The organism is Psychrobacter sp. UBA3068 (genome assembly GCF_002366815.1).
Taxonomy (GTDB): domain Bacteria; phylum Pseudomonadota; class Gammaproteobacteria; order Pseudomonadales; family Moraxellaceae; genus Psychrobacter; species Psychrobacter namhaensis.
In genome coordinates, this window is record NZ_DFBY01000014.1 from 1 (window position 1) to 23,611 (window position 23,611).

The following is a 23,611-nucleotide window of genomic DNA, read 5'->3' on the forward strand; positions in this document are numbered from 1 at the left end:
CCCCAAAGGCGCAAAGCGTTGGTTTGTCACTACATTGAAGATCGTAGCATTAGCATACGCCGTCCTTGCCGTATCTTTAACATCAGCGCCACCTGTTATTATCACAAGTCGGTGGTAACAGATGAGAACCAGCAAATAGCGGACTTACTTATCAAACTGACTGATGAGAACAAGAACTGGGGCTTTGGCTTGTGCTTTTTAACCTTGCGTAATGTGCTAGGACTGCCGTACAACCATAAGCGGGTATATCGCATCTACTGCGAGCTTGAACTCAACCTTAGAATCAAGCCTAAGCGTCGCATTAAACGTGCTAAACCAATACCATTAGCAGTACCTGATAGGATTAACCAAAGCTGGAGCATGGACTTTATGCACGACGGCTTAACTGATGGCCGCGGCTTTAGACTGTTCAATGTCATTGATGATTACAACCGTGAGGCACTCACCGTTGAAGTCGACTTCTCGCTACCGGCGCAAAGGGTCATACGCAGTCTTAATCAGCTTATTGAGTACCGAGGCAAACCTGTGCAGATAAGATGCGATAACGGCCCTGAATACATCAGCAATGCGCTCAAAGACTGGGTTGAACAGCAAGGTATCATCTTAAGCTATATTGAACCTGGCAATCCACAGCAAAATGCGTATGTAGAGCGCTTTAACAGAACCATGAGATATGATTGGTTAAATCAGGAGCTGTTTGATAATCTAGAGCAGGTACGCGCACAAGCAGAAAACTGGTTATACCATTATAATCATAAGCGCCCAAACATGGGCAATGGCGGTTTTACACCGATACAGAAACTCAATCAGGCAGCTTAATTCTATTTATTAGGTGTCTTAAGTTTGGGAGGGTTACCAAGTCTTTTATTTTAGTCAAGGCAGGACGATAGCCATAACTAGAGTTGGCTAAATGGTTTTTGATTAATGTTGCAGGATCACCACTAAAAAACTCGAGCATCAATACAGCGTTCAGCCTTATCTGTAGGTTCTTTCGGTTGTATTTAGAGAGTTGGCTTAGATGTCCATAAGTACACTCAAACATCGGTACATTTGACAATGTACTCAAAGTGCATGGATCAGGATAGATAGAGCAGGACAGTATGGAACGCCAGATACAACAAAGCCCCTGATATCAGGGGCTTTGGCTGTTCTATAAGTTAGTATAGGACTATGTAATGGTACCCGGAGCCGGACTTGAACCGGCACGCTATTGCTAGCGAGGGATTTTAAATCCCTTGTGTCTACCAATTTCACCACCCGGGCAAAACTTGTATTATCTATATAGTAAACATGTTACTTGCTAGATAAGTGCTGGCTATTATAAGCGGTTATACTAATAATGCAAGCTAAAATTAACGTAAAGTTAATAAATAATTGGAGGCTGGAGTCGGAATCGAACCGGCGTTAACGGAGTTGCAGTCCGCTGCATGACCACTCTGCCATCCAGCCAATCAAGGTGGACTATATTAGCAAAAATATATTAAATTACAAGTCATTTTTTAACTAAAAACAGGTTATTTGCTTACTTAACTACATTTAACTGTTCTTTGTAGGGATTTAAGCGATTAAAAGTCGTTATGGCCTTATCACTAAGCGGTTGCCTAGTGATAAGGAGCTAAAAATAATTCTAAAAAATAGTATTTTAAAGGATGTCTTTGTTGTTACGTTTGGCTTTTTTGACGTCGCGATAAGTCGCGGTGCAAATCAATACCAGTACCCCAAGGGTAATGGCTGGCCAAATTAAAACATATAAGCCATAGATAAAAACGTTGTCCATGATCTCTCCTTATAGTCTCTCTTAGCAGCCAACGTTAGTTATTTCGCATTGCTCAATCGTTCTCTGCATGAGATGACCTGATTTAAGTTTCTGATGTTGGTGCTACGTTAGTCTTTTTATCATAATTACCCACCCGCTGTTTGATGAGGCCAAAGTCGAAGTGCTCATCACCCATGAGGCTGACAATCACACAGACGATAGTGCTGGCACCGTAAGCCGTCAATGAGGCGAGTAAGACCATATATTGGCGTAGGAAGCCAGTGGCAAAGACTAGCATCAGCACCAGTGTAATAGCAGCTGCGATCATACCAATCTTTCGACCTAAGAAGCCAAAGACCATCAAACCAATAACGACCGCCGCCCCAACACTGGCCAAGATCTCAAAGAACAGAGCAGTGAAGCCAGTAATCGGCAGCAACTCAAAGCGGGCAACACAAAATAGGAGTAGGCCAATGATTACGGCTGAGGTAAAGGCCGTATTGGTCACACGATTCCAAAACACACTGGCAATGACAGGAAAGACAATGGCGCCCCATAATGCCCCAACGAAAACCAGCATGACGAGAATATCAAGCTTAAAGCTGGCAAAAATCAGGCCAGCAGCAGTGGCGATAATCATCGTACCACGACCGATTAGCATCATGGTTTTTGGTTTAACGCGACCTTTAGCGATATTCTTACCGTACACGTCCGCCATCATAATTGTCGATAGCGCTGATAAATCGGAGTCAGCGGTCGATGATAACGAACCAATCACTAAAATAAAAAACAGAGCGATAAACACAGGATGTAGATAAGTGCTAACCATTTGTGGAATCAAATTATTCATGTTGCCATCGAGTGGTTCAATCCCAATGGTCAAAGCCATCAGTCCAATCATGCCAAGACCAATAACAATGCCTGCGTAACCAACGGTAGCGGTGACAAACGTGGCTTTAATCTTGGTTTTATCAATGGCAAATAAGCGCTGGGTAATGGTTTGATTGCCGATTGCATAAGCCAGTACAGCGACAAAATAGGGCGCTCCCTGCTGAAAAAAGGCTTCAGAAGAAAAGAAGTTTTGCTGTTCTAAAGTCAGGTTTGACAGTCCACTGACCATGACTTCAGGACCACCCATAGCAAACAGTACCGCTGGAATAATGATGATCCCAATTGCCATTAATGCGACCAGCTGGGCAAAATCGGTAAAGACGGAGGCTCGAAACCCTGAGGTTAACGTGTAGCTCAACACACCAATACCCGCGATCATCACCCCTGTTTGGAACGATAATGGTGATAAAACAGACACCAGTGCGCCAGCAGCGGTGAAGTTGACCATCAAGCTAATTAAGCTGCCCATAATATTAGATATGGCTAAAATTAATTGGCTTGATGAACCATGTCGGGCGTGGATGAGCTCACCTAAAGTGTGGCCATCTGGTGCCAATTCACGAAAGCGCATGCCAAAAGGGTAAATGAACAAAATCATCAGTGCCCCCCAAAAGCCGTAATGTATTGGACCTGACACACCGTATTTGTAGCCGGATGTAGCTGCTGCATAAAACGATGCTGCCCAAATCCAAGTGGCGGTCATGCTGGCGGCACCCATGCCAAAGCCAACACCGTGACCTGCGACCATAAAGCCAGAAGTCGTTTCTTTGTCTTTTTTAATTAATAAAGAAAGTAAATAAGTACCACCATAAAACGCCAACAATAATAAAATAATGGTCAACGATGAAAATTGGAACAATGACTCAGTTTTCAAATTCATACCTCGCAATTGTTTTTGATGAATTAAAATTAATGGGATTGAATGGATCCCAAAAGTTTAGATAGGTAATACCGCTTATGGAGACAAGCTAATGAGCTGCTAGTAGAAATAACAAGCACAGCTAGCAACATTACTTAACTGTTACGACAAGTAAGCATTGAATTTGAGTGTCGTGACGTCGTCACTTGGGATATTTACTAAAAAATATATCAACAAATGAGAGGGGCACATTTCAGTAATCGTTAACTGATGAAGGCACCCTAACGCTATGAGAGACATACGCTCAAGGGTCGCTGAATGTCATAAGAGGCTCGTTAGATGAGCGTCCATAGCCATATTACGGAAAGCGTCAAGCCACACTGCATGGCCTGAGCTAGATTTAGACAGAATGATCAACGGTACAAGAAACCATGAGAGAGATTTTCACTCTATTTTCTTAGTTGATATACAATCTGCAGTTTTAAGAGCGAATGCAATCTAGTCTGAGTAATCAGTGCCATGAATGCTGTATTACTAAATAAAACTACATATCTGTTAAGTGTATGTAACATTTTCGTGCGGTAAGAGTAACCTATTATGTCTTTAACCTCAAATTTTTCCTGACTTTAACTATTATAAGTTCTGGACAGAGGTAGTTGATTGATAAGTTTTAACTCATAGGAGGGAGAGTATGAATAAAAATTAGCGCTGCGCCTTAAAAATCTAAGTAGCCTGAATAATAAGTTACTCTGTCATTGCGTAAGAAACCAGCCACGCCCAATCCATAGCGCTCAGCGACACGTATTGCCGTACTGGTGGGTGCAGACATACCAATTAACCAAGGTATGCGACCGCGAATAGATTTTTGTACCAGTTCAATCGATAAGCGTGAGGTCATGAGGACGCAGTCCACGTCTGTCTTGTGTCGCAGTCGCCAGCCGATCAGTTTATCTAAGGCGTTATGACGCCCTACGTCCTCAAATAGGTGTAAGCGCTGATTGTCAATGGTCGCAGCGGCATGCAACGCGCCTGTTAGTTGGTGGGTACGCTGGGCGGCTTCCACTTGTTGTCGCAGATCTAACAGACAGTCAAGGCTTGGTACGATCTTTTTGGGGAGGGCAGTTGTGGAATTTTGACAGTCTTGCAAGCTGCCTTGTGAGTAGCAACTCAAGTCGGGTAGAGCTTGGGTCAATCCTGTGATACCGCACATACCGCAACCTGTACGTCCTGCCAGCTGACGTTTCTGTGCTTGAATACGTTGGTGACAGCGCTGGTTTAGTACCAGCTCCACTACATAAACGTCATAGTCTTGCAACTGCTGCGTGATTTTCTCAAATTCGGCCGCGTCCCCATCTTTATTATCTGAACCTTGGGTAAACTGTTGGTAACTTGAGGGGTCAGTAAGCGAAGTAACTTCCCAATCTAGTAGCTCATGGCTATGCTGAATCAAGCCTTCACTAAACAAAAACCCTACCGCTAGGTATTCAAGCTGGCTAGGACTTGCCATCAGTACGGCATAGTGTATGCCGTTGATTACAATGGCGACAGCGGCTTCCACCGCCAAACTCGCTGGCTGGTTATCAACACAAACCTGAGCAGCACCGCTTTGGTCAACTCTATCTGATGAATAACAGTGTTTTTGCGATGAATGCGCGCGCACAAGCGGCGTCGTAAATTTATCTGTAGCATTCGATATCTTGTGTGCTAAGAGCTCCTCACTAGCTGGTTTACCTTCTTTCACATCGGCTTTCGCTATTATCATGGTGTGTCATATGATCTGGTCACTGGTGTGGTTTTTTGGTGATTTTTCTTGTTAACACGAGCATTACTTAATCATTTGTCTATCATTTACTAGGTAGGATCAGTTATGCCTTCCTCTGCACTCATCCGTTGCAAAACCACGGTCGTTGATTTGTACGCTGGTATGTGCGAATCTGGTGCATGAGTGTCTAAATCAAATAAATCATTACACTCAGGATAATAAGCGGCCACGGCGTTTGACGCAATATCCATCTCAGTCAATACTAATGGCCCTAAGACACGTGGTTGATCCGTACTGTTTTTATTAGGTTGTCGGGTTACCATCACGTTATCACCTGTCTGCCAGCCTAGGCGGCTTATCTCATCAGGATGCATAAACAAGACGTCACGGCGATTGGTATGGCGATAGCGATCTTTGAACCCAAAGATCATGGTATTAAATTGATCATGGCTACGCACGCTGGTCAACTGCCAAATCTTTTGTTCATTGTCTTGAGCGCCATTCATAGGGATCGTAGTATCTGTCACCGTTCTAAACGAGGAGGTCGCCTCTGCCATTTGTGCTGCGACATAAATAATTGGATATTGGGGTACTTCAAACTGTGCTTTACCACTGCTGGTATTCCATACGCGATGGCGAGCAGGGTGATACAAATGAAAACCGCGTTCAGATGCACGAATACGTTGGTTGAAATCTTCAAAACCGTCAATCGCTTGGGCAATATAATCACGAACGACATCGAAATCCTCACTCATCCTTTGCCAAGGGATGGACGAGTCAGAGCCAAACACATGGGTTGCGATGTCTGCCACAATCTGCGCTTCAGATTTTAAATGCTCACTAACGGGCTTAAGGTTACCTTGAGTGGGTACCACCTGACACATAGAGTCTTCGATGGTCGCAAACTGCTCGCCTTTAGCGGTAATGATGCGCTCTGTACGACCCAAGCAAGGTAAGATAAGATTGTTTGCACCGGGGTATAGCATCGTCTCGTTGAGCTTGGTGCCCACAAAAATATTCAGCTGAGTCTTGGTTAACGCTTGTTGAATCGCGCTGGTATCGGGCGCGGCCACGGCATAATTACCACCCATACCCATAAAGACTTTTAGCTTGCCCATGATCAGTGCTTTTGCTCCTGTCACCACATCATAACCCTGTACTTGCGGCATAGGATGCTCAAAAACACGTTCAAGGCTATCCAGCAGTTTTTGCGCAGGGCGCTCATGGATACCCATGGTGCGATCGCCTTGTACATTAGAGTGTCCACGAACGGGAGATGCGCCTGCGCCATCAATCCCAATCATACCCATCAGTAGTAACAAGTTGGCAATCATACCCACATTGTCGTCACCTTGCACGTGCTGGGTGATACCCATGCCCCATGTGCAAATCGTTGCTGAGCTATCGGCAACCAGCTTAGCAAGGCTTATGATTTCTGCTTGAGAAATGCCGCTACCCAGCTCAATGTCTGACCATGATTGCTCGGTTAGCCACTGTTTTAATGGCTCAAAACCTGAGGTGTGCGTCGTAATAAAATTCGTATTGATTTTATGATTTTCAACCAACCATTTGGCAATACCCGTCAATAGTGCCGCATCGCCGCCGATTTGAACTTGAATAACGTCGTCAACCACATCCGCGCTTTGTCCTGCCGCCATGTGCGTGGGCTTTTGTGGATTTCTAAATTTACTGAGGCCTTGTTCGCGCATTGGGTTGATCGAGAGAATGCGACATCCTTGCTTGTGAGCATGGGCGAGCATTTCCAGCATACGCGGATGATTGGTGGCTGGATTTTGTCCAAACATCAATATGAGCTTGGCCTGTCCAAAATCCTCTAAGGTTACCGTCGCTTTACCAACACCCAATTGTCTACCCAGCATTACTGAGGTTGGCTCGTGACACATGTTCGAGCAATCGGGTAAATTGTTGGTACCAAAGTAGCGGACAAACAACTGATACATAAAGGCAGGCTCATTAGTGACACGTCCTGAGGTATAAAACAGCGCCTCATCTGGGGAGTCAAGCTGTCCTAACTGTTCAGCAATCAGACGATAAGCGCTGACCCAAGGGATGGGAACATAGCGGTCTTGCGTGGCATCATAATATAGTGGCTCTGACAAGCGGCCAATGTGCTCAAGCTCATAACCTGACCAGCCTTGTAGCTCGGTGACGCTATGTCTTGCAAAAAATTTGGCATCCGCTTTACGGGTCATGGTCTCACTGGCAATAACCTTGATGCCGTTTTCACAGACATCAATGGCTTTATGTGATTTATGATCAGGCCAAGCACAGCCTGGGCAGTCAAATCCACCCTGAGGCTGATTGCTTTTGAATACACTCAGACCCCCTCGTAAAAAGGTTTGATAATCCATCAGCTTACGCGTGGAGGAGATCAGCGCAGGCCAACCAGCGGCAGGGTAGGTATAAATAGGAATTTTGCGCATGACAGATCTCGTAGATAAGTGACGATAGCGAGGCTTTGGTAGACAATAACTATATAATGGACAGTGAAAACTTCATACGACCATTAACTATAGATAACAAAAAACCTTCAAGAAGCCATGCTTTCTTGAAGGTTTATCATGTAAATACTCACTCACAAGAGAGCGTAGAATGACGTCTTCTTAAGTGAGGTTTTCATAAATATCATCTTTTTAATATATCAGTAACGTGCGTCTTTAGGTTTTTTACCATTTGGCCAGTCATTGACCTTACCAGCAAAGTCAGGTCGCGGCTGGTGAGTAAAAAAATGCGCCACATCGACGGCATCTTGATCGCTCAGTACATTGCCGTGACCCCACAACCCTTTGGTCTGGATACCCATCGGCATATTGTATTTTACAAAAGCCGCCGCTTTATAAGTACGTGCCATACCCGCACCGATATTAAAGGATTCATCGCCCCATAGTGGCGGGAAGACGATATCGCCGCGACTGTCTTTGAGGCCTTCGCCATTATCGCCATGGCAAGTCGCGCATTGAACCTTATAAATTTGTTCACCGCGCATAGGGTCTGGTATTAATGAGTCATCAACTTTGCCAGCGTTACGAATATCGACCTTTTGTTCCTTAGGCGTGTTTTGCGACAACCATTTCATATAGGCCATCATCGCCAGCATTTCAGGGGACTGGCGATCTAAGGGCTTGCCATTCATTGAGCGTTGAAAGCAACCATTGATCCGTGCTTCTAAATCGACTTCTTTTCCAGAGCGTGGCATGATACGAGGATAGGTGTTATAGCTATTGATATATGGATCGCCAAGCGGAACTTTACCTTGCGAGATGTGACAGCTGTTGCAATTCATTTGCGCGCCCACGTGCTCTGGTAATAGGCGCTTGGTTTCATTTAATAAGCGTTTACCATAAAATATCTCATCAGCGTTTGGCTCATCCAAGATAGCCGTGTCTTGCGGCAGCACATAAGTGCCGATATCTTCGTTGGCATCATCTGCGGTGACTAATCCGTACTCAGGTGCATTTTGCTCGACAGGCTCGGGCTGTGAGCAACCACTACTGATAGCAGCGACACTAACCGCTGAAGCAGTAAGGATAGCGGTGGTTAGGTTGCTCATCTTGATTTTTTGAGAGATAACGCTGGCAATAGTATGCAAGTTGAGTGGAGGTTTTTTCATTATTTTGCTCCTTTTGTTTGCGCATCAATACTTAAGTCTGGGGCGATATCCGTACTGGTTTTTGGTTTTTTAGCGAGGAAAGCCCGCATTTTTACCACGTCATTGACATCGATTTTGGGCGCTTGGTTGGTCCAGCTATTACGGACGTAATTTACCACTTCTGCCACATCTGCATCGCTAAGATTGCTGAATTCAGGCATAGTGAATGCCATACGGTCATGTGGGGTTTCAGGCATACGACCTCCGCTCAAGGTAATCTGTAGTACCGAATCAGCGTTTTTAGAATAGACTGCACTATTACCATCAAGCGCTGGGAAAATACGCGCGACCCCTTTACCATCGACACGGTGACAAACTTGGCAATATTCGGCGTACAAAATTGAACCGCGCGAATCATAGTCGCCATCTAGTAGTTTTTGCGTGGTGATGTCTTTTTTCGTAGGCAGTGTGGCTTCCTTGTTTGGCGCTGGTGTTAACGTTTTTAGATAGGATGACATGGCGTTGATATCGTAGTCCGTCATATATTGGGTGCTATGCTCAACTACTTCAGCCATGGCGCCAAAAGCAGCAGTGGTATCAGTACGTCCGGTCTTAAAGAAATCATTTAGTTCTGCAACTGTCCAAGTACCAAGTCCGCGATGCTCACCGCGTATGCTTTTGGCACGCCAGCCATCGATGATGGCACCGCTCAAATATTTGTTAGAATCTGCATTACTTAGAGCCGTTTCTTGGAAACCGATACCGCGCCCAGTGTGACAAGAGCCGCAGTGCCCGGGACCTTCGATTAAGTATTGACCACGAGTCAATAGGGCGTCGTCTGTCTCAGGAACAAAGTCACGCTTGCGATCAAATAAGACCTGCCAGTATGCCAAGGGCCAGCGCCAGTTTGCTATGGGAGGTAGCTCACTTTTTAGATTGGTTTGCTTGACGGCTTTGACATCGGACATAAAGAAGGCGTACATAGCGGCTAAGTCTTCGTCTGGCATGAGCTGGTAAGATGGGTACGGCATAGCAGGGTACAAGGTTTTATTATCACGGCGTACCCCATGTTTAACGGCGTTTTTAAAGTCGTCGAAACTATAGTTGCCGATGCCGGTTTCTTTGTCTGGCGTGATATTGGTTGAATAAATTGCCCCAAGCGGCGTTAGCATAGGCAGGCCGCCTGCATAAGTCTCGCCATTGAGCGTGGTATGACAAGCGACACAATCAGCGGTGCGTGCGATATATTCACCCTGTTTGATGAGAGCAGGATCAGTGATATTGACCTCGATATCGCTACTGCTAGTACGTATATTTGGCAGTAATTGCCCAATAATAAAGGCAACGGCCAGCCCGATAATGGCTGTTACTATTATAATCAGTGGCCATTTTTTCATAAGCCCGCCCTCCATAAGATATTTTTACCAAGCTTATAATCCATCACCCATATTTCATGAGGAGTGTTAGTCATCCAGATGAAAAACAAATATTTGTGATTTAAGCTTCGCGAATTAAAAGTTACACGACTGTCATCTAGTATAGGGTAGCGGGTAACATTGTGATATTGTGGAAAACCACATTATAAATAAGGTTTTCATTTATAATGCAAGTTTGGGCGGACAAACGGAAAGCGAAATTTATGCATAGAAGGCTTAAAAGCTTGGTGACCTTAAACGCTTTTCGCGTTATTTTTGCAGCGCTTCTTGCTTGGTCAATCTTGTCCAAGGCAAACGCACAAACTTACTATTTAGGTGTGTTGGCACCTCAAGGTGAGACTGCCGCGCAAAATCGCTGGCAGCCATGGCTCGATGAGCTCAATAATCAGTTGTCAGATGACACCGTGATATTGGTACCCTTAGCGCTGGAAAATTGGCAACAGCAAATTGGTGCCCAACAGTTTGCTTTGGTGCTTGGTCCTCAAGTACAGTTTATAAAAATGAATACCACGAGATGGCGCTGGTTGGCTACCCTCCAAGCAGATACTGCCCAATCGGACTTAATTGCTCCCGCGAATGACAATGCTCAAAGTTTTGATGCGCGCAAATATGAGAATCAGCTTTCTACCACTGTCATTCTCGCCAATGAATTTAATAAATTAAATGAGCGTGTATCACTAAAACAGCCTAGTGCGATGGAAGAAGTCGCTAGTGCACTATGGGTTGCCGCTGACAGCGATATTTATCGGCTGCAAGATTTACAGCAACGTAGTGTTGCTGCGGTTGATGCCGATGCATTTGGTGGTTATTTATTAGGAGCGCATTTATTACAGAAAAACGGCCTAGCACCCAATCGTTATCGAGTACAGTTTGTCGGTTATCCGATTGAGAATACTTTGCATACCTTGGCTAGCGGAAAAGTAGACGCTGCAATCGCGCCGCTTTGTTTAATGGAAGAGATGGCGCGGCAGGGTAAAATTAATGAAAGGCAGTACCGGTTGATTCATCCAGTCGCGACAGTATCAAGTTGTCAGTCTTCAACGGGAATATATCCAAATTGGACGTTAGCAGCGACAGAGCAAGCACCTGCCAATTTAATACGGCAAATCAATCAGAGTATTTTTGGTGTAGTACGACCAGTCAATGATAAAAACAGTTTAAGGCAACGCTGGCTACCACCAGAGTCTAGTACTGATGCTGAACGCATACTATATGAGATGAATCAGCATCCAGCGCAAAAGCCGCTTGGAGCACACATCGTAGATTGGATAAAGTCGCATCGATTGTGGATGGGTATGATCATTTTTATTATCGTGATATCGGCGATTAATTATGGCTGGATGAGCTGGCTGGCATGGCGGCAGCGTCAAAAGATACTGAAACAAAATAGTCTGATCCGAGGTTATGAACAGCAGTTGCGTCAAACAGAGCGCTTTGCTGTCATCGGCGAAATGAGTGGCTCAATCGCCCATGAGATTAATCAGCCACTAGCGACTATACAGAATTATGCGCAAGGGCTGTTGATACGTAGTCAGCAAGCAAACTCGCCTAAAAAGGCTGATGATATAGTGCCAAATGATAATGCACTGACAGACAATGCATTGCAGCAAATCGTTAATGAGACCGAGCGAGTCGCCGCTGTAGTAGCTAATATCCGAAGCTGGGCGGGCCAGTCGCAAGCCAATGAAGTCAAAGTCGATATCGCAGCAACGTACCAACAATGTATCTTGCTATTGGGTGAGCAAGCAGTAGGTATTCACTTTTGGCTAGCAAGTGATTATCAGCATTTAACTTTGCCAAATTTATTACTAGATCAGTTACTGATAAATAGCGTAACTAATGCCGCACAGCAAGGGGCGACCAATATCCTGCTACGCTGTCAGGCAGAGGAGTATAATGATAAGCAATGGTTGGTATTGCATCTAAGCGATGATGCTGGCGGCTTTGACCAAGCCCAGCTTAAGGCGCGGCACCTACCAGAAATCCTGCCCAGTCAGTACGCTACCCAATCAACGAAAGCAGATGGACTAGGGTTGGGACTAATGATATGTCAGCGATTATGCAAGTCGCTTGGCGGTGTGATGCAGCTGAATAATGTGAACGTAGGTGATGAACTTGATAAAATTCATGCGATAGATGGCAAACATCTGCAGCGTTTCAAACGTATCCTAAATGGTAAAATCCAACTGACGCAGACCAGTACTGCCCACCAGCCTTTAAACTTCATAGGTGCACAAGTATCTTTTTATTTGCCTTTACCTGTAACGGATAGAGATGCTGATAGTGGCATGAGTCACAAGTATCTGAAATGAGGCACCTTGCTTTTTGAGATCCAACTGATATAGCCAATAAGGTAGTGTATGACCTCTGATCAAGTAGCAAGCACACATTCTGACAACGTATCTAATAAAGTACCGGAAATACTCCCTGAGCAGTTAATAATTCATATCATCGATGATGAAGAAAGCGTTCGTACCTCGTGTGACTTTCTAATTAGTAGTTTGGGAATGCCGACTCGAGTATGGTCGAGTGCCACGGTGTTCTTGCAGCAAGTAGATATTCATAGACCCGCAGTGATTGTCAGTGACTTGATGATGCCTGAGATGAGTGGTCAATCCTTACAAGCAAATCTTGACAAGTGCGGTAGCCCTATGGCGCTCATTGCGTTAACCGGTAATGGCGAGATTGCTGATGCAGTCAATATGCTTAAACAAGGGGCAGCCGATTATCTAGAGAAGCCTATCAAGAGCAGCCGCTTACAAGAGGCTATAGCATATGCTCAACAGCTAACTATTAAACGCGCTAAGCGTTACGAGATTCGCCATCTATACATGCAGCTGACTGATAAAGAAAAGCTGGTAGCCAATGAATTGTTAGGGGGTAATCTGAATAAGAATATCGCTGATCATTTAGATATATCAGTCCGCACGGTAGAAGTGCATCGCTCACAAGTCATGAAAAAAATGCAATCACAGCATGTCAGTGAGTTGATTCAAAAATTAGTTATGCTTGAGTCTTAACAGTTAGTAAAAAATTGATGCTTAACCATTTTGCCTGACAATAAAAAACGCCTGTTATTAGACAGGCGTTTTGCACTCTCTGTTTTCATTTTAAGGCAGTGAGTTTACATGAGCTAGCTCAAAATCAAGCTGTCATCTTCAACTTTTTCACCGCGAGTTTGTTCAAACATGTCGAGCAAATCATGTACGGTCATACCGCGACGAGCTTCACCAGCCACGTCTAGTACGACTTGGCCTTGATGTAGCATAACGGTACGCGTGCCATGTGCCAAAGCCTGCTGCATCGAGTGTGTGACCATCATGGTGGTAAGCCCATTGTCCGTGACAATCTTATCGGTTAACTCTAAAACAAAAGCGGCTGTTTTAGGGTCAAGCGCCGCAGTGTGTTCATCAAGCAATAAAATCTTGGAGGGTTGCAATGATGCCATCAGCAAACTAACCGCTTGACGCTGTCCACCGGATAATAATCCCATACGGTCAGTCAGACGATTTTCTAGTCCTAACTTTAGGACAGACAACTTTTCTCGAAATAAGTCACGGTTACTCTGGTTTAGGGCAAAGCTTAAACCACGCTTGCTGCCGCGTTTATAGGCCAGGGCCATGTTTTCTTCGATAGTGAGCGCCTCACACGTGCCCGCCATTGGATCTTGGAACACACGCGCCACCCAATGGGCGCGCTGATGGGCGCTTTTTTTGGTGACATCAATACCATTTAACAAGATTGAGCCACTGTCGACACGCGTGGTACCACTGACCGCATTTAAAAAAGTCGACTTACCAGCACCATTGGTACCGATGACAGTCACAAACTCACCATCCGCAATGTTCAGATCGATACCGCGTAGGGCAGGGTTTTCAATGGGTGTGCCAGGATTAAAGGTCAACCGTAAATCTGTGGCTTGCATCATAATAATTATTCCTTATGTTTGCCTCAAGCTTGGTGAGCACAGTCGCTGTTTACGACGTTGTTGTTCGTTAACGTTGAGATCGTAATTTGCGGCTCAAAATCTCGTTTTTGGCTTTGGGTAATACCAACGCTAATACCACTAGCAAGGCGGTAATCAAGTTCAAATCTTGCGGGCCAAAGCCAATACTGCGTAGCGTATCGCTTGACAGAGCCACCTGAATGAATAGCTTGTATAACACGGCACCCACGACCACGGCAAAGGTAATCAGCCAAATTCGCTTGGCAGGAATAATGGTCTCACCGATGATGACGGCTGCCAGACCAATGACAATCGTACCGATACCGATCGAAATATCAGCGCCGCCTTGAGTCTGGACAAACAGCGCACCCGCTAGCGCAATCAAACCGTTCGAAACAGCCATACCGACGATGGTCATCCATGAGGTATGGATACCTTGTGCCTGTGCCATTCTTAAGTTTGAGCCGGTAGCACGCATGGATAAGCCCGTTTCGGTACTATAAAACCAGTCTAAAAACAACATGGCAAGTAGCACGACCGTACCAATGATAAGACAGCGCATCCAATAGCCGTTGCCATCGGTTACCAAGGTACTAAAGACCGTCGTTTCACCCAGCAATGGCAAGTTTGGCGCACCCATGATGCGTAAGTTGACAGAATACAACGCTACCATCACCAAAATACTGGCAAGGAGTTGCAAAATACCAAGTTTGACGTGTAGCCATGCAGTAACGATACCGGCGACTGCCCCTGCTAGCATACCAAAGGCACATGCCAACCATGGGTTGATACCAGCAATGATAGAAATACCAGCGACTGCGCCGCCTAATGGAAAACTACCATCAGCGGTTAAGTCGGGAAAGTCGAGAGTGCGAAATGAGATCAGCACACCAAGTGCGACTAGGCCATAAATCAGACCACTTTCAAGCGCACCAAAAAAAGCAATTAAGGACATAAGAGATCAGTAAGTCATAACCAAGCGTTTAGTAAATAACTGTCTATCCATAGTGTAAGTGAGCGGTATACACCACCGTTGTTTTACCTATGGTTTGTCAGTCAATGTTAGCTAAACGGCTAAGCGGTGAATTTAACAGATTAAGCAATCTGCGGTTAGGGTAAACCAAAACATGTCACGATGAACAACGATCATAAGCCACCTTGGTTCAAAGCTTCGATTCAAAAATTTGTCAATCTAGAAATGCGTCAATACTTTATACTTAGCAAGTGTCTTATCAGAAATGAGCCACCGTAAAGTAGTAAATAACTCTCGCTTAAATAAGAAGCCCAGCCTACTGATTCATAGCTGGGTTTCTTATGTTAAACACTGGGTCTCATAGCGAAAAGCTAAATGACGAATAATGATAAATTGGTCAAAACAGTCGTTTATCTGGTGACTGCTATGATAAGACAACTATAAAAGTGCGTTATTCTACCACTTCTTTTGCTTTATCGATAACCGCTTGTGACAAAGTAATGCCTTGTTCTTTAGCGTGTGTTGGGCTGACATATAGATCGAGGTTTTGCGGGGTATAAACAGGGATAGCGCCTGCTTTTTCACCGTTTAAGATACGCACAACGATTTTGCCAGTTTCACGGCCAAGATCGTAGTAGTTTACCCCCAATGCCGCAATTGCACCACGCTCAACTGAGCTGGTATCTGAGGCAATGAGTGGAATCTTACTTTCTTTAGCAATTTGATATAGCGACTCATAAGCGGAGACCACGTTGTTGTCGGTCGAGGTGTAGATCATATCGACTTTACCTTCAAGGCTGCGTGCTGCCATCGCGATATCATTACTACGCTGCGCAGGTGCCTCGTGCACATTGATACCTAGTGGCGTCAATTTCTCTTTGAGGTTTTGTAAAGTGATGGTTGAGTTTACTTCACCTGGACTATAGACATAACCGACGTTCTTTAAATCTGGAATGATTTGACGCATCAATTCGATTTGTGGCTCATAGGGTAGTGCGTCTGATGCCCCCGTCACGTTGGTACCAGAACCATCTAATTTAGGTACTAGCTTGGCTGCGACTGGATCAGTGACGGCTGAGAATACCAACGGAATACTGCTAGTAGAAGCGGCGACAGACTGGGCCGATGGGGTTGCGATAGCGACGATAACATCGGGTGCATCGGCAACGAATTGTTTGGCAATCTGGCCAGCAGTGGCCGTGTTACCCTGTGCACTTTGGAAGTTAACCGTTAAGTTTTCACCATCTTTAAAGCCGGCCTCATTTAACTCATCGATGACACCTTTGCGTACATCATCAAGCGCTGGATGTTCAACGATAGCGGTAATGGCGACGGTCTTCATATCAGTTGCGGCATCGCCAGTTGCACTGTCCGTGGTACTCGCATCTTGTGCTGACTGGTTACAACCTGTCAAGAGGGCGGTACAAACGCCGCCTAACAATAGCGCCTTACTAAAATTGAAACGACCAAAAAGATTTTGATACAACATGGGTCTCACTCCTGAAAACAATAATGTGTCCGTACATTATTTAATAGATGGATAAAAGGTAAAGCGCGCCATCAATATAGATGGCCAAATATTTTGTGTTAGTACTGTTTGTCAGTACTACTTGTTAGAGCTATTTATCCGCACTCTGTGCTTGTTTGTCGACATTGATGGCATTTTTTAACAGATCATCTGACAAGCTCACCCCTTGTTCAGCGGCGTGTTTTGGGCTTGCGTATAAGGTGAGGGTGTTCATCACTTCAGGCTTAATTGTGTTTACCGCCTCGCCATTTAACACCCGATAAACCATTTTGCCTGTGGTACGACCAAAGTCATAATCGTTGACACCAAGTGCAGCAGTGGCACCGCGTCTGACACTAAACTCATCTGAGGCGATGATCGGAATATCAAGCTCGTTTGCGGCACCGGCCATCGCTTCAAATGCTGATACCACATTATTGTCTAACGAGGTATAAATAACGTCGGCGCGACCCGCAAGGCTACGAGTCGCCATAGCAACGTCAGTGGGGCGATTGGCGGTGACGTCTAGTATTTTTAGGCCACGTGCGGGTGCGGCTTTCTTAAGTTGATTGAGCACCACAACCGAGTTGACCTCACCTGGGCTATAGACGTAACCAATGGTCTTGGCATTGGGCGCAATTTTTTGAATATTGTCTAACTGCGGCTCGATCGGTAATTCGCTAGACAAACCTGTCACATTGGACTGGATAGGCACGTCATTTTCATCGATAAGCTTCGCTGCTACCGGGTCTGAGATGGCGGTATAAATAACTGGCACTGTCTTGGTTGATGCGACAACAGACTGCGCAGATGGCGTCGAGATTGCGACGATAGCATCTGGGTTGTCACCGGCAAACTGTTTTGCAATCTGACCCGCTGTCGCTGTGTTGCCTTGGGCGCTTTGGAAATTGACGGTTAGGTTTTGACCTTCGACATAGCCTTTATCAGCCAGCTCATCAATAATGCCGCGACGCATCTCATCTAATGAAGGATGTTCGACGATTTGCGTGATGGCCAATGTTTTGGCAGGCTTATCAGCATCGGCAGCTGTATTTTCATCAGTCGTGGCAGCGGTGTCTGTAGTATTTGAACAGCCAATTAATCCAAGGGTGGCGCTGATAGCAGCACCGTATAGGCTCAAGCGTAAGGTAGAAGCAATAGTCATTATCAGGTTAACTCATAGGTTATATCCGTCTCAAAACCAAGCGCACGTTATTACTTGCTCAGCCTAATTATTGTAAGGCTTACGCTCGTCTTCGTTAACGTTGGTTCTTAAGAATGATATTGGAAAGTGCAGATTAGCCGAGTCAATGCTATGTTGATGCCAAGACAGCAGGCTAACAATAAAGTAATCGTTCCATCGATCATTATGGTCATATTATGACAGTAATGTAACTTATCGCAATAAAAAATTAAAGCGTATTCGTCATAGGGTGCGTTAAGGCATGTGCTAAGGGGTTTATCAGAGAAGGTTTCACGGATTTTGATCACAAAAAATGCCGCTTAAGGCGTGTTTATATCTAATAAAACTGTCGTTCAAAAGCATACAAGCCAGCAACGCATTCATTACGTAGCCACTTTATAATGAACATAAGCTAATTTTCATAAGAAAGTAACATTAAAAAGTAACGTTAAAGAGAGTCTAAAATTCATAGGATATCGATTTAATGAATGTTCGATAGACTCTGGTATTTAGCTAATCTTTTATAACCGAATATTCTAAGGATGCCATCATGAACACTGCTAATCTTAAGTTACTAACCATTGCTGGTATTACGGCCGTCTCGTTGACTTGTTTACCTGCTATGGCAAAAGACCATCATGGGCACAATGGCAACGGTCACGGAAATGCCAAAAACAAATCCGTTTATGTCAGTAATAACCATAGGGGCAATGCCCATCCGAGTATCAATGCTTATCGCAATGCTAGCCCTAATGCTTCATTTAAGCGTGATCTTGATAAATACGGCTATAGAGTAGTCGGCAATCTCGATAGAGATATCTATGATCGGTCAGTCGTTTTAGATCGTTATGACGACCGCTATGTTCGTATTCGTACGCCAGAAAATAACATTGTGACGGTGATTAATGACACGTTGCAGATCATTGATATCTTGAGTAGATAAGGGTAAGGCTTTATTTTTATTAATTTTATAAATCAGGCACAAAAAAAACGGTCTGTTTAGACCGTTTTTTTATGGCGATAGTTTTATTCGTGTCTAGAGTCTACTGAGTAATCATCCTATCATGACAGTATTGATCCCAACCTCATAGGGTTAGGCCAACGTATCACCAACCACACAAGCATCCGGTAAGGTAACGACTGTTAAGCCAGTCTTTGGCTCGCCAGTTGACAATACCATTCCTTCTGAAACACCAAACTTCATCTTACGTGGGGCAAGATTGGTGATACAAATCACCTTTTTGCCTTGCAGTTGCTCAGGCTCATAAAACTTACGGATACCGCTAAATACATTACGTGGTTGGTCTTCGCCGACATCTAGGGTAAATTGTAATAGCTTATCAGCGCCTTCGACATGATTGCATGCTAAAACGTGTGCCACTTTCATCTCAACTTTGGCAAAGTCTTCGATACCAATATAGTCTGTTTGTTCGGTATCTGCTGTTGAAGACGTTTGATTTTTTGCGTCTGGTTTGTTGCCTTCGCTAGGTACGGGCGTCTCTGTTTGCGTTAACGAGGCTTTTGAGTCTTCAACCATGGCCGCGACATCTTTTTCTTCGATACGCTGCATCAGTGGTTTGAACTTATTGATTTTATGTCCAAGCAGCCACTCATTACGGCTGGCAAAGCTTAAGTCATCAATGTTTAAGAATGCTTTGGCATTGGCCGTCAGTTCAGGCAGTACTGGCGCAAGATAGACCATCAACTGACGGAAGATGTTAATCGCCACCGAGCAGACGTCTTGGACTTCTTGCTCAGTGCCTTCCTGTTTAGCCAATGACCACGGTTTTTTAGCGTCGATATATTCGTTGGCTTTGTCCGCGCACTGCATGATTAAGCGCATGGCACGTGAGAATTCACGGTTTTCATAAGCGGCAGCAATCTCATCGCCCGTTTTGGTAATATCTTCTAACAGCTCAGACTCTACGCAAACATCCGAGAGTATACCGTCATATTTTTTCACCAAGAAACCAGCACTGCGACTGGCGATATTGACCACTTTACCGACCAAATCAGAGTTAACCTTTTGCATGAAGTCTTCTAAATCAAGGTTGATGTCTTCAACTTTGTCAGACAACTTGCTGGCAAAGTAATAACGCAAATATTCAGGATGCAAATGCTCAGCGTAAGTTTCAGCCTTGATAAAAGTGCCGCGTGATTTACTCATTTTTTCGCCGTTGACCATCAAGAAGCCGTGGGCAAAGACACCCGTTGGCGTGCGGAATTCACTACCCGCAAGCATGGCTGGCCAAAATAAAGCGTGGAAATAAACGATATCTTTACCAATGAAGTGATAAACCTCGGTTTTGTGCTCGTTTTCTTGCATCCAATAACGGTCGAAATCGAGCGCTTGCTCTGTCCCTTCGCGCTTATCGCACAGGTTTTTAAAGCTTGCCATGTAGCCAACTGGGGCATCAAGCCACACGTAAAAGTATTTATCTGGCTCATCGCTTGGGGTGTCTGGAATCTGGAAGCCAAAGTAGGGCGCATCGCGTGAGATATCCCAGCTGGCAAGTCCAGCATCAAACCACTCTTGTAGTTTGTTGGCGACCGACACTTGCAAGCGATTGTCACTGCGCGTCCAATCTTTTAAGAATTGTTCAAATTCAGGCAAGTCAAAGAAATAATGCTTAGAGGTTTTGAGAACAGGTGTGGCATCAGATAACGTTGAATGTGGGTCTTTTAGATCTGTTGCATCATAAGTGGTACCGCAAACTTCGCAATTATCACCGTACTGGTCTGGCGAATCACATTCAGGGCAAGTACCTTTGACAAAACGGTCGGCCAAAAACAACTGCTTTTCAGGGTCAAAAAGCTGCTCGACGTCTTTTGTACTAATGTGCCCTGCATTATTTAGACGACGATAAATCATCTCAGAGAATTGTTTGTTTTCCTCTGAGTGAGTGGTGTGATAGTTATCAAAGTTAATCAAAAACTTCGAAAAATCTGCTTCGTGAGAGGCTTTCACTGAGGCAATTTGCGCCTCTGGCGTTACGCCATTGGCTTCTGCTTTGAGCATGATTGCCGTACCGTGTGCATCATCCGCGCAGACATAAGTGACCTGATGACCTTGCGCTTTCATCGCGCGTACCCAAATGTCTGTCTGAATATACTCTACAAGATGCCCCAAATGGATATAGCCATTGGCGTAGGGCAGCGCACTGGTTACTAGAATCTCACGCACTTTTATCACCTATATTTTTATATAAACGGGTTGGTTATCTAACGTCTCAAGCGATTTATAGCCAGCAGACGCGATATTATCAATATTAAAAACTTCTAAAAATAATAAAAATTTAAAAAGTGTGCCTATGATACCGTAATTCGACTAAATTTGTGATATTCCTTAGTAATTACTTCTCGTTTGTCAGGCATTTTTTCACCATAAACAGTAGGCCTGCACCCCATTTGGTAGCTGTAGATCAGACATAAAAGTCCCACCAAGCTACTCGCTCAGTGGGACCTGTATTTGCTCAGGACGCTTCGATAATGAAAAACGAATGATAATTTCAATAGGCCTTAGAATGAACCAAACATCGTACCTAAGATAATAACGGCGACCACAGCGATCAGGGGGATCACCATCGTGACCATTGCTAAGTTTAAGTACGACTGCTTATGCGTTAAGCCGCAGATAGCCATACGTCAATGCAGCAGAGCTATTGAATGTGTTCTGTTAAGTATAAACTGAGGTGGATACTGACTTCACACATGCTGTATCACTGCGCTGGCTCGTGCGTTCTTAATGTTATTCTCTAGTCGCTGCTAGAATAATATGCTAAGTTAGCATAAGTATCTTATATATGATATATCGATAGGGAGTGTATTGGTATAATGTCTAAAAACCATATGTTAGTAATGTATCAGTCAGCAATAACTTAGATAGCTAGTATCAGCGTCTTAAAAAAGCAAAGATCAATGATGATTAATAAACTTGAATAAAAAAAATAGACTTGCAAGGAGATAAGCATGAGTCGCTCAAAAGTATATAACAGCGCGGAAGCGGCGTTAAAAGATGTCGTTAGTGATGGCCAAACGCTCGCTATTGGCGGTTTTGGTCTGTGCGGTATTCCAGAAGCACTGATCGAAGCGCTGCGTGATAGTGGGGTTAAGGGCTTGACCTGTATCAGTAACAACGCGGGTGTCGATGGGTTCGGTTTAGGATTATTACTACAAACGCGCCAAATCAAAAAAATGATCTCCTCTTATGTAGGTGAGAACAAGGAGTTTGAGCGTCAATACTTGGCAGGCGAGCTAGACGTTGAGCTGACACCGCAAGGCACCTTGGCCGAAAAACTTCGTTCAGGTGGTGCTGGTATTCCAGCGTTTTATACCGCAACTGGCGTGGGCACCCTCGTCGCTGAAGGCAAAGAGACACGTGATTTTGATGGTCGCACTTATGTGCTTGAGCATTCATTGCGTGCGGACGTGGCACTTATTAAAGCGCAAAAGGCCGATAAAGCCGGTAATTTGATGTTCAATAAAACCGCGCGTAACTTCAATCCAGACTGCGCGATGTCTGGCAAAATCACCATCGTTGAAGTAGAGGAAATCGTAGAGACGGGCACCCTTGATCCTGATGAGGTGCATCTGCCCGGTATTTTTGTACAACGTATTGTGTTAAACAGCAACCCTGAAAAACGCATCGAAAAAACCACCACTAAAACGGTAGAAGGTGCTTAAATCAGAGCGTTGTAGAAGCTTAAGTGTATTTAAAATTAACGGTCAGTTTTTGGATGGATGATAATTTAGATAGCTAATTGTTTAAATAACTGACTATGTAAGTGAATAAAAATAGAATATCGTAAAAAATAAGGAAATCAACATGGCATGGACAAGAGAACAAATGGCACAGCGTGCCGCAAAAGAGCTACAAGACGGCTATTATGTCAATTTAGGGATTGGTCTACCAACGCTTGTGGCCAATTATATTCCTGAAGGCGTGGATGTTTGGTTACAGTCAGAGAACGGCTTGCTAGGTATTGGCGAGTTTCCAACCGCAGAAAACGTCGATGCTGACTTGATTAATGCAGGTAAACAAACCGTAACAGCAGAGGCGGGTGCCAGTTATTTTAGTAGCTCAGAATCGTTTGCGATGATTCGCGGTGGACATGTCAACCTTGCGATACTAGGCGCAATGGAAGTCTCAGAAAACGGCGATCTTGCCAATTGGATGATTCCGAAAAAAATGGTCAAAGGCATGGGCGGTGCCATGGATTTGGTCGCTGGCGTACAGCGCGTCATTGTACTGATGGAGCAAGTCAATAAACATGGCGATCCAAAAATCCTTGCCAATTGTGAGCTACCATTGACAGGTAAAGGGGTGGTCGATCGTATTATCACTGAGCTTGCGGTACTAGATGTCACGGACAAAGGGCTAAAACTGGTTGAGCTGGCGGATGGCGTTAGTTTTGATGAGCTGCAAGATAAAACACCAGTCAGCATTGCTCGCTAATTTTTACACGCCTAACAGTAGCCGCTATACTTTAGTGGGTTATTTATCAACTGGCTCCACTATTCTTTAAATGATTAAACCCTCACTTTAGATCACTGTTAAGGAACGTACATGGCGACCCAATTACAACAGGATTTGTCAAAAAGAGTGGCCTTATTTTTAGCAGCGTTTCCAAGTAATGTCTTTACTGGCCAGTCTATCGTCGCCAGTCATGGTTGGTTTATGAATTAAAA

Annotated in this window: 17 protein-coding genes and 2 tRNA genes; 6 read left to right on the forward strand and 13 right to left on the reverse strand. The window is 44.6% G+C overall.

The genetic code is table 11. The features are described from left to right. Positions 1-819: IS3 family transposase (locus B2P60_RS03435; protein ID WP_286739485.1), on the forward strand; the 819-nt coding region annotated here is incomplete at its 5' end. A 357-nt stretch (positions 820-1,176) separates the two neighbouring features. Here B2P60_RS03435 and B2P60_RS03440 read toward each other — a convergent pair. From B2P60_RS03440 to B2P60_RS03475, 8 genes are all read right to left on the reverse strand, one after another. Continuing rightward, a tRNA-Leu gene (locus B2P60_RS03440) sits at positions 1,177-1,263 on the reverse strand. Positions 1,264-1,375: 112 nt separating this feature from the next. Further along, positions 1,376-1,449 (reverse strand) — tRNA-Cys (locus B2P60_RS03445). A gap of 193 nt (positions 1,450-1,642) precedes the next feature. Then, positions 1,643-1,777, reverse strand: a complete 135-nt coding sequence (locus B2P60_RS03450) for a putative transporter small subunit (protein WP_226949554.1) — start codon at positions 1,775-1,777, stop codon at positions 1,643-1,645. 82 nt (positions 1,778-1,859) lie between these two features. Then, positions 1,860-3,506: a sodium:solute symporter family protein gene (locus B2P60_RS03455; RefSeq protein WP_226949558.1), complete on the reverse strand. Its 1,647-nt coding sequence runs from the start codon at positions 3,504-3,506 to the stop codon at positions 1,860-1,862. A 715-nt stretch (positions 3,507-4,221) separates the two neighbouring features. Further along, entirely contained in the window at positions 4,222-5,268 is a 1,047-nt protein-coding gene (locus B2P60_RS03460; protein ID WP_286739487.1) for a formate dehydrogenase accessory sulfurtransferase FdhD, read from the reverse strand. A gap of 89 nt (positions 5,269-5,357) precedes the next feature. Further along, positions 5,358-7,712: an FdhF/YdeP family oxidoreductase gene (locus B2P60_RS03465; RefSeq protein ID WP_286739488.1), complete on the reverse strand. Its 2,355-nt coding sequence runs from the start codon at positions 7,710-7,712 to the stop codon at positions 5,358-5,360. Positions 7,713-7,930: 218 nt separating this feature from the next. Further along, positions 7,931-8,899 carry a c-type cytochrome gene (locus B2P60_RS03470; protein ID WP_230710556.1) on the reverse strand — a complete coding sequence of 323 codons (969 nt, stop codon included), beginning with the start codon at positions 8,897-8,899 and terminating at the stop codon, positions 7,931-7,933. Beyond that, positions 8,899-10,275 (reverse strand): cytochrome c, encoded by a 1,377-nt coding sequence (locus B2P60_RS03475; RefSeq protein ID WP_227670117.1) that lies wholly within the window; start codon positions 10,273-10,275, stop codon positions 8,899-8,901. Before B2P60_RS03475 ends, B2P60_RS03470 begins: the two co-directional genes overlap by 1 nt. Before the next feature lie 242 nt (positions 10,276-10,517). Between B2P60_RS03475 and B2P60_RS03480 the strand changes: the two genes are divergently transcribed. Beyond that, positions 10,518-12,626 (forward strand): PhnD/SsuA/transferrin family substrate-binding protein, encoded by a 2,109-nt coding sequence (locus B2P60_RS03480; protein WP_286739490.1) that lies wholly within the window; start codon positions 10,518-10,520, stop codon positions 12,624-12,626. 48 nt (positions 12,627-12,674) lie between these two features. Next, on the forward strand, positions 12,675-13,334 hold the full coding sequence (locus tag B2P60_RS03485; RefSeq protein WP_198334143.1) for a response regulator transcription factor: 660 nt from the start codon (positions 12,675-12,677) through the stop codon (positions 13,332-13,334). Positions 13,335-13,447: 113 nt separating this feature from the next. Here B2P60_RS03485 and B2P60_RS03490 read toward each other — a convergent pair whose 3' ends face one another. The 4 genes from B2P60_RS03490 to B2P60_RS03505 form a co-directional block, all read right to left on the reverse strand. Beyond that, positions 13,448-14,242, reverse strand: a complete 795-nt coding sequence (locus tag B2P60_RS03490) for an ABC transporter ATP-binding protein (RefSeq protein WP_193006650.1) — start codon at positions 14,240-14,242, stop codon at positions 13,448-13,450. Positions 14,243-14,309: 67 nt separating this feature from the next. After that, positions 14,310-15,215 (reverse strand): ABC transporter permease, encoded by a 906-nt coding sequence (locus tag B2P60_RS03495; protein WP_193006651.1) that lies wholly within the window; start codon positions 15,213-15,215, stop codon positions 14,310-14,312. Between the two features lie 469 nt (positions 15,216-15,684). Beyond that, positions 15,685-16,722, reverse strand: coding sequence for an ABC transporter substrate-binding protein (locus B2P60_RS03500; protein ID WP_193006652.1), 1,038 nt, complete (start codon positions 16,720-16,722; stop codon positions 15,685-15,687). 130 nt (positions 16,723-16,852) lie between these two features. Next, positions 16,853-17,905: an ABC transporter substrate-binding protein gene (locus B2P60_RS03505; protein WP_286739491.1), complete on the reverse strand. Its 1,053-nt coding sequence runs from the start codon at positions 17,903-17,905 to the stop codon at positions 16,853-16,855. A gap of 568 nt (positions 17,906-18,473) precedes the next feature. On the opposite strand from B2P60_RS03505, the gene B2P60_RS03510 reads away from it, so the two are divergent. Beyond that, positions 18,474-18,866: a hypothetical protein gene (locus B2P60_RS03510; RefSeq protein ID WP_286739492.1), complete on the forward strand. Its 393-nt coding sequence runs from the start codon at positions 18,474-18,476 to the stop codon at positions 18,864-18,866. A 150-nt stretch (positions 18,867-19,016) separates the two neighbouring features. Here B2P60_RS03510 and metG read toward each other — a convergent pair whose 3' ends face one another. Further along, positions 19,017-21,116: a methionine--tRNA ligase gene (gene metG, locus B2P60_RS03515; RefSeq protein ID WP_286739493.1), complete on the reverse strand. Its 2,100-nt coding sequence runs from the start codon at positions 21,114-21,116 to the stop codon at positions 19,017-19,019. A gap of 776 nt (positions 21,117-21,892) precedes the next feature. Here metG and B2P60_RS03520 point away from each other — a divergent pair. Then, positions 21,893-22,606, forward strand: coding sequence for a CoA transferase subunit A (locus B2P60_RS03520; RefSeq protein ID WP_286739494.1), 714 nt, complete (start codon positions 21,893-21,895; stop codon positions 22,604-22,606). Positions 22,607-22,748: 142 nt separating this feature from the next. Continuing rightward, positions 22,749-23,378, forward strand: coding sequence for a CoA transferase subunit B (locus tag B2P60_RS03525; protein WP_193006657.1), 630 nt, complete (start codon positions 22,749-22,751; stop codon positions 23,376-23,378). The last annotated feature ends 233 nt before the right edge of the window (positions 23,379-23,611 follow it).

What these genes read in the sequence shown, in the direction of transcription:
- B2P60_RS03495 (WP_193006651.1), bottom strand. Translation starts at nt 15,215, where the DNA reads ATGTCCTTAATTGCTTTTTTTGGTGCGCTTGAAAGTGGTCTGATTTAT.
- B2P60_RS03450 (WP_226949554.1), bottom strand. Translation starts at nt 1,777, where the DNA reads ATGGACAACGTTTTTATCTATGGCTTATATGTTTTAATTTGGCCAGCC.
- B2P60_RS03525 (WP_193006657.1), top strand. Translation starts at nt 22,749, where the DNA reads ATGGCATGGACAAGAGAACAAATGGCACAGCGTGCCGCAAAAGAGCTA.
- B2P60_RS03510 (WP_286739492.1), top strand. Translation starts at nt 18,474, where the DNA reads ATGAACACTGCTAATCTTAAGTTACTAACCATTGCTGGTATTACGGCC.
- B2P60_RS03475 (WP_227670117.1), bottom strand. Translation starts at nt 10,275, where the DNA reads ATGAAAAAATGGCCACTGATTATAATAGTAACAGCCATTATCGGGCTG.
- B2P60_RS03465 (WP_286739488.1), bottom strand. Translation starts at nt 7,712, where the DNA reads ATGCGCAAAATTCCTATTTATACCTACCCTGCCGCTGGTTGGCCTGCG.
- B2P60_RS03485 (WP_198334143.1), top strand. Translation starts at nt 12,675, where the DNA reads ATGACCTCTGATCAAGTAGCAAGCACACATTCTGACAACGTATCTAAT.
- B2P60_RS03520 (WP_286739494.1), top strand. Translation starts at nt 21,893, where the DNA reads ATGAGTCGCTCAAAAGTATATAACAGCGCGGAAGCGGCGTTAAAAGAT.
- B2P60_RS03470 (WP_230710556.1), bottom strand. Translation starts at nt 8,899, where the DNA reads ATGAAAAAACCTCCACTCAACTTGCATACTATTGCCAGCGTTATCTCT.
- B2P60_RS03500 (WP_193006652.1), bottom strand. Translation starts at nt 16,722, where the DNA reads ATGTTGTATCAAAATCTTTTTGGTCGTTTCAATTTTAGTAAGGCGCTA.
- B2P60_RS03490 (WP_193006650.1), bottom strand. Translation starts at nt 14,242, where the DNA reads ATGATGCAAGCCACAGATTTACGGTTGACCTTTAATCCTGGCACACCC.
- B2P60_RS03505 (WP_286739491.1), bottom strand. Translation starts at nt 17,905, where the DNA reads ATGACTATTGCTTCTACCTTACGCTTGAGCCTATACGGTGCTGCTATC.
- B2P60_RS03460 (WP_286739487.1), bottom strand. Translation starts at nt 5,268, where the DNA reads ATGATAATAGCGAAAGCCGATGTGAAAGAAGGTAAACCAGCTAGTGAG.
- B2P60_RS03480 (WP_286739490.1), top strand. Translation starts at nt 10,518, where the DNA reads ATGCATAGAAGGCTTAAAAGCTTGGTGACCTTAAACGCTTTTCGCGTT.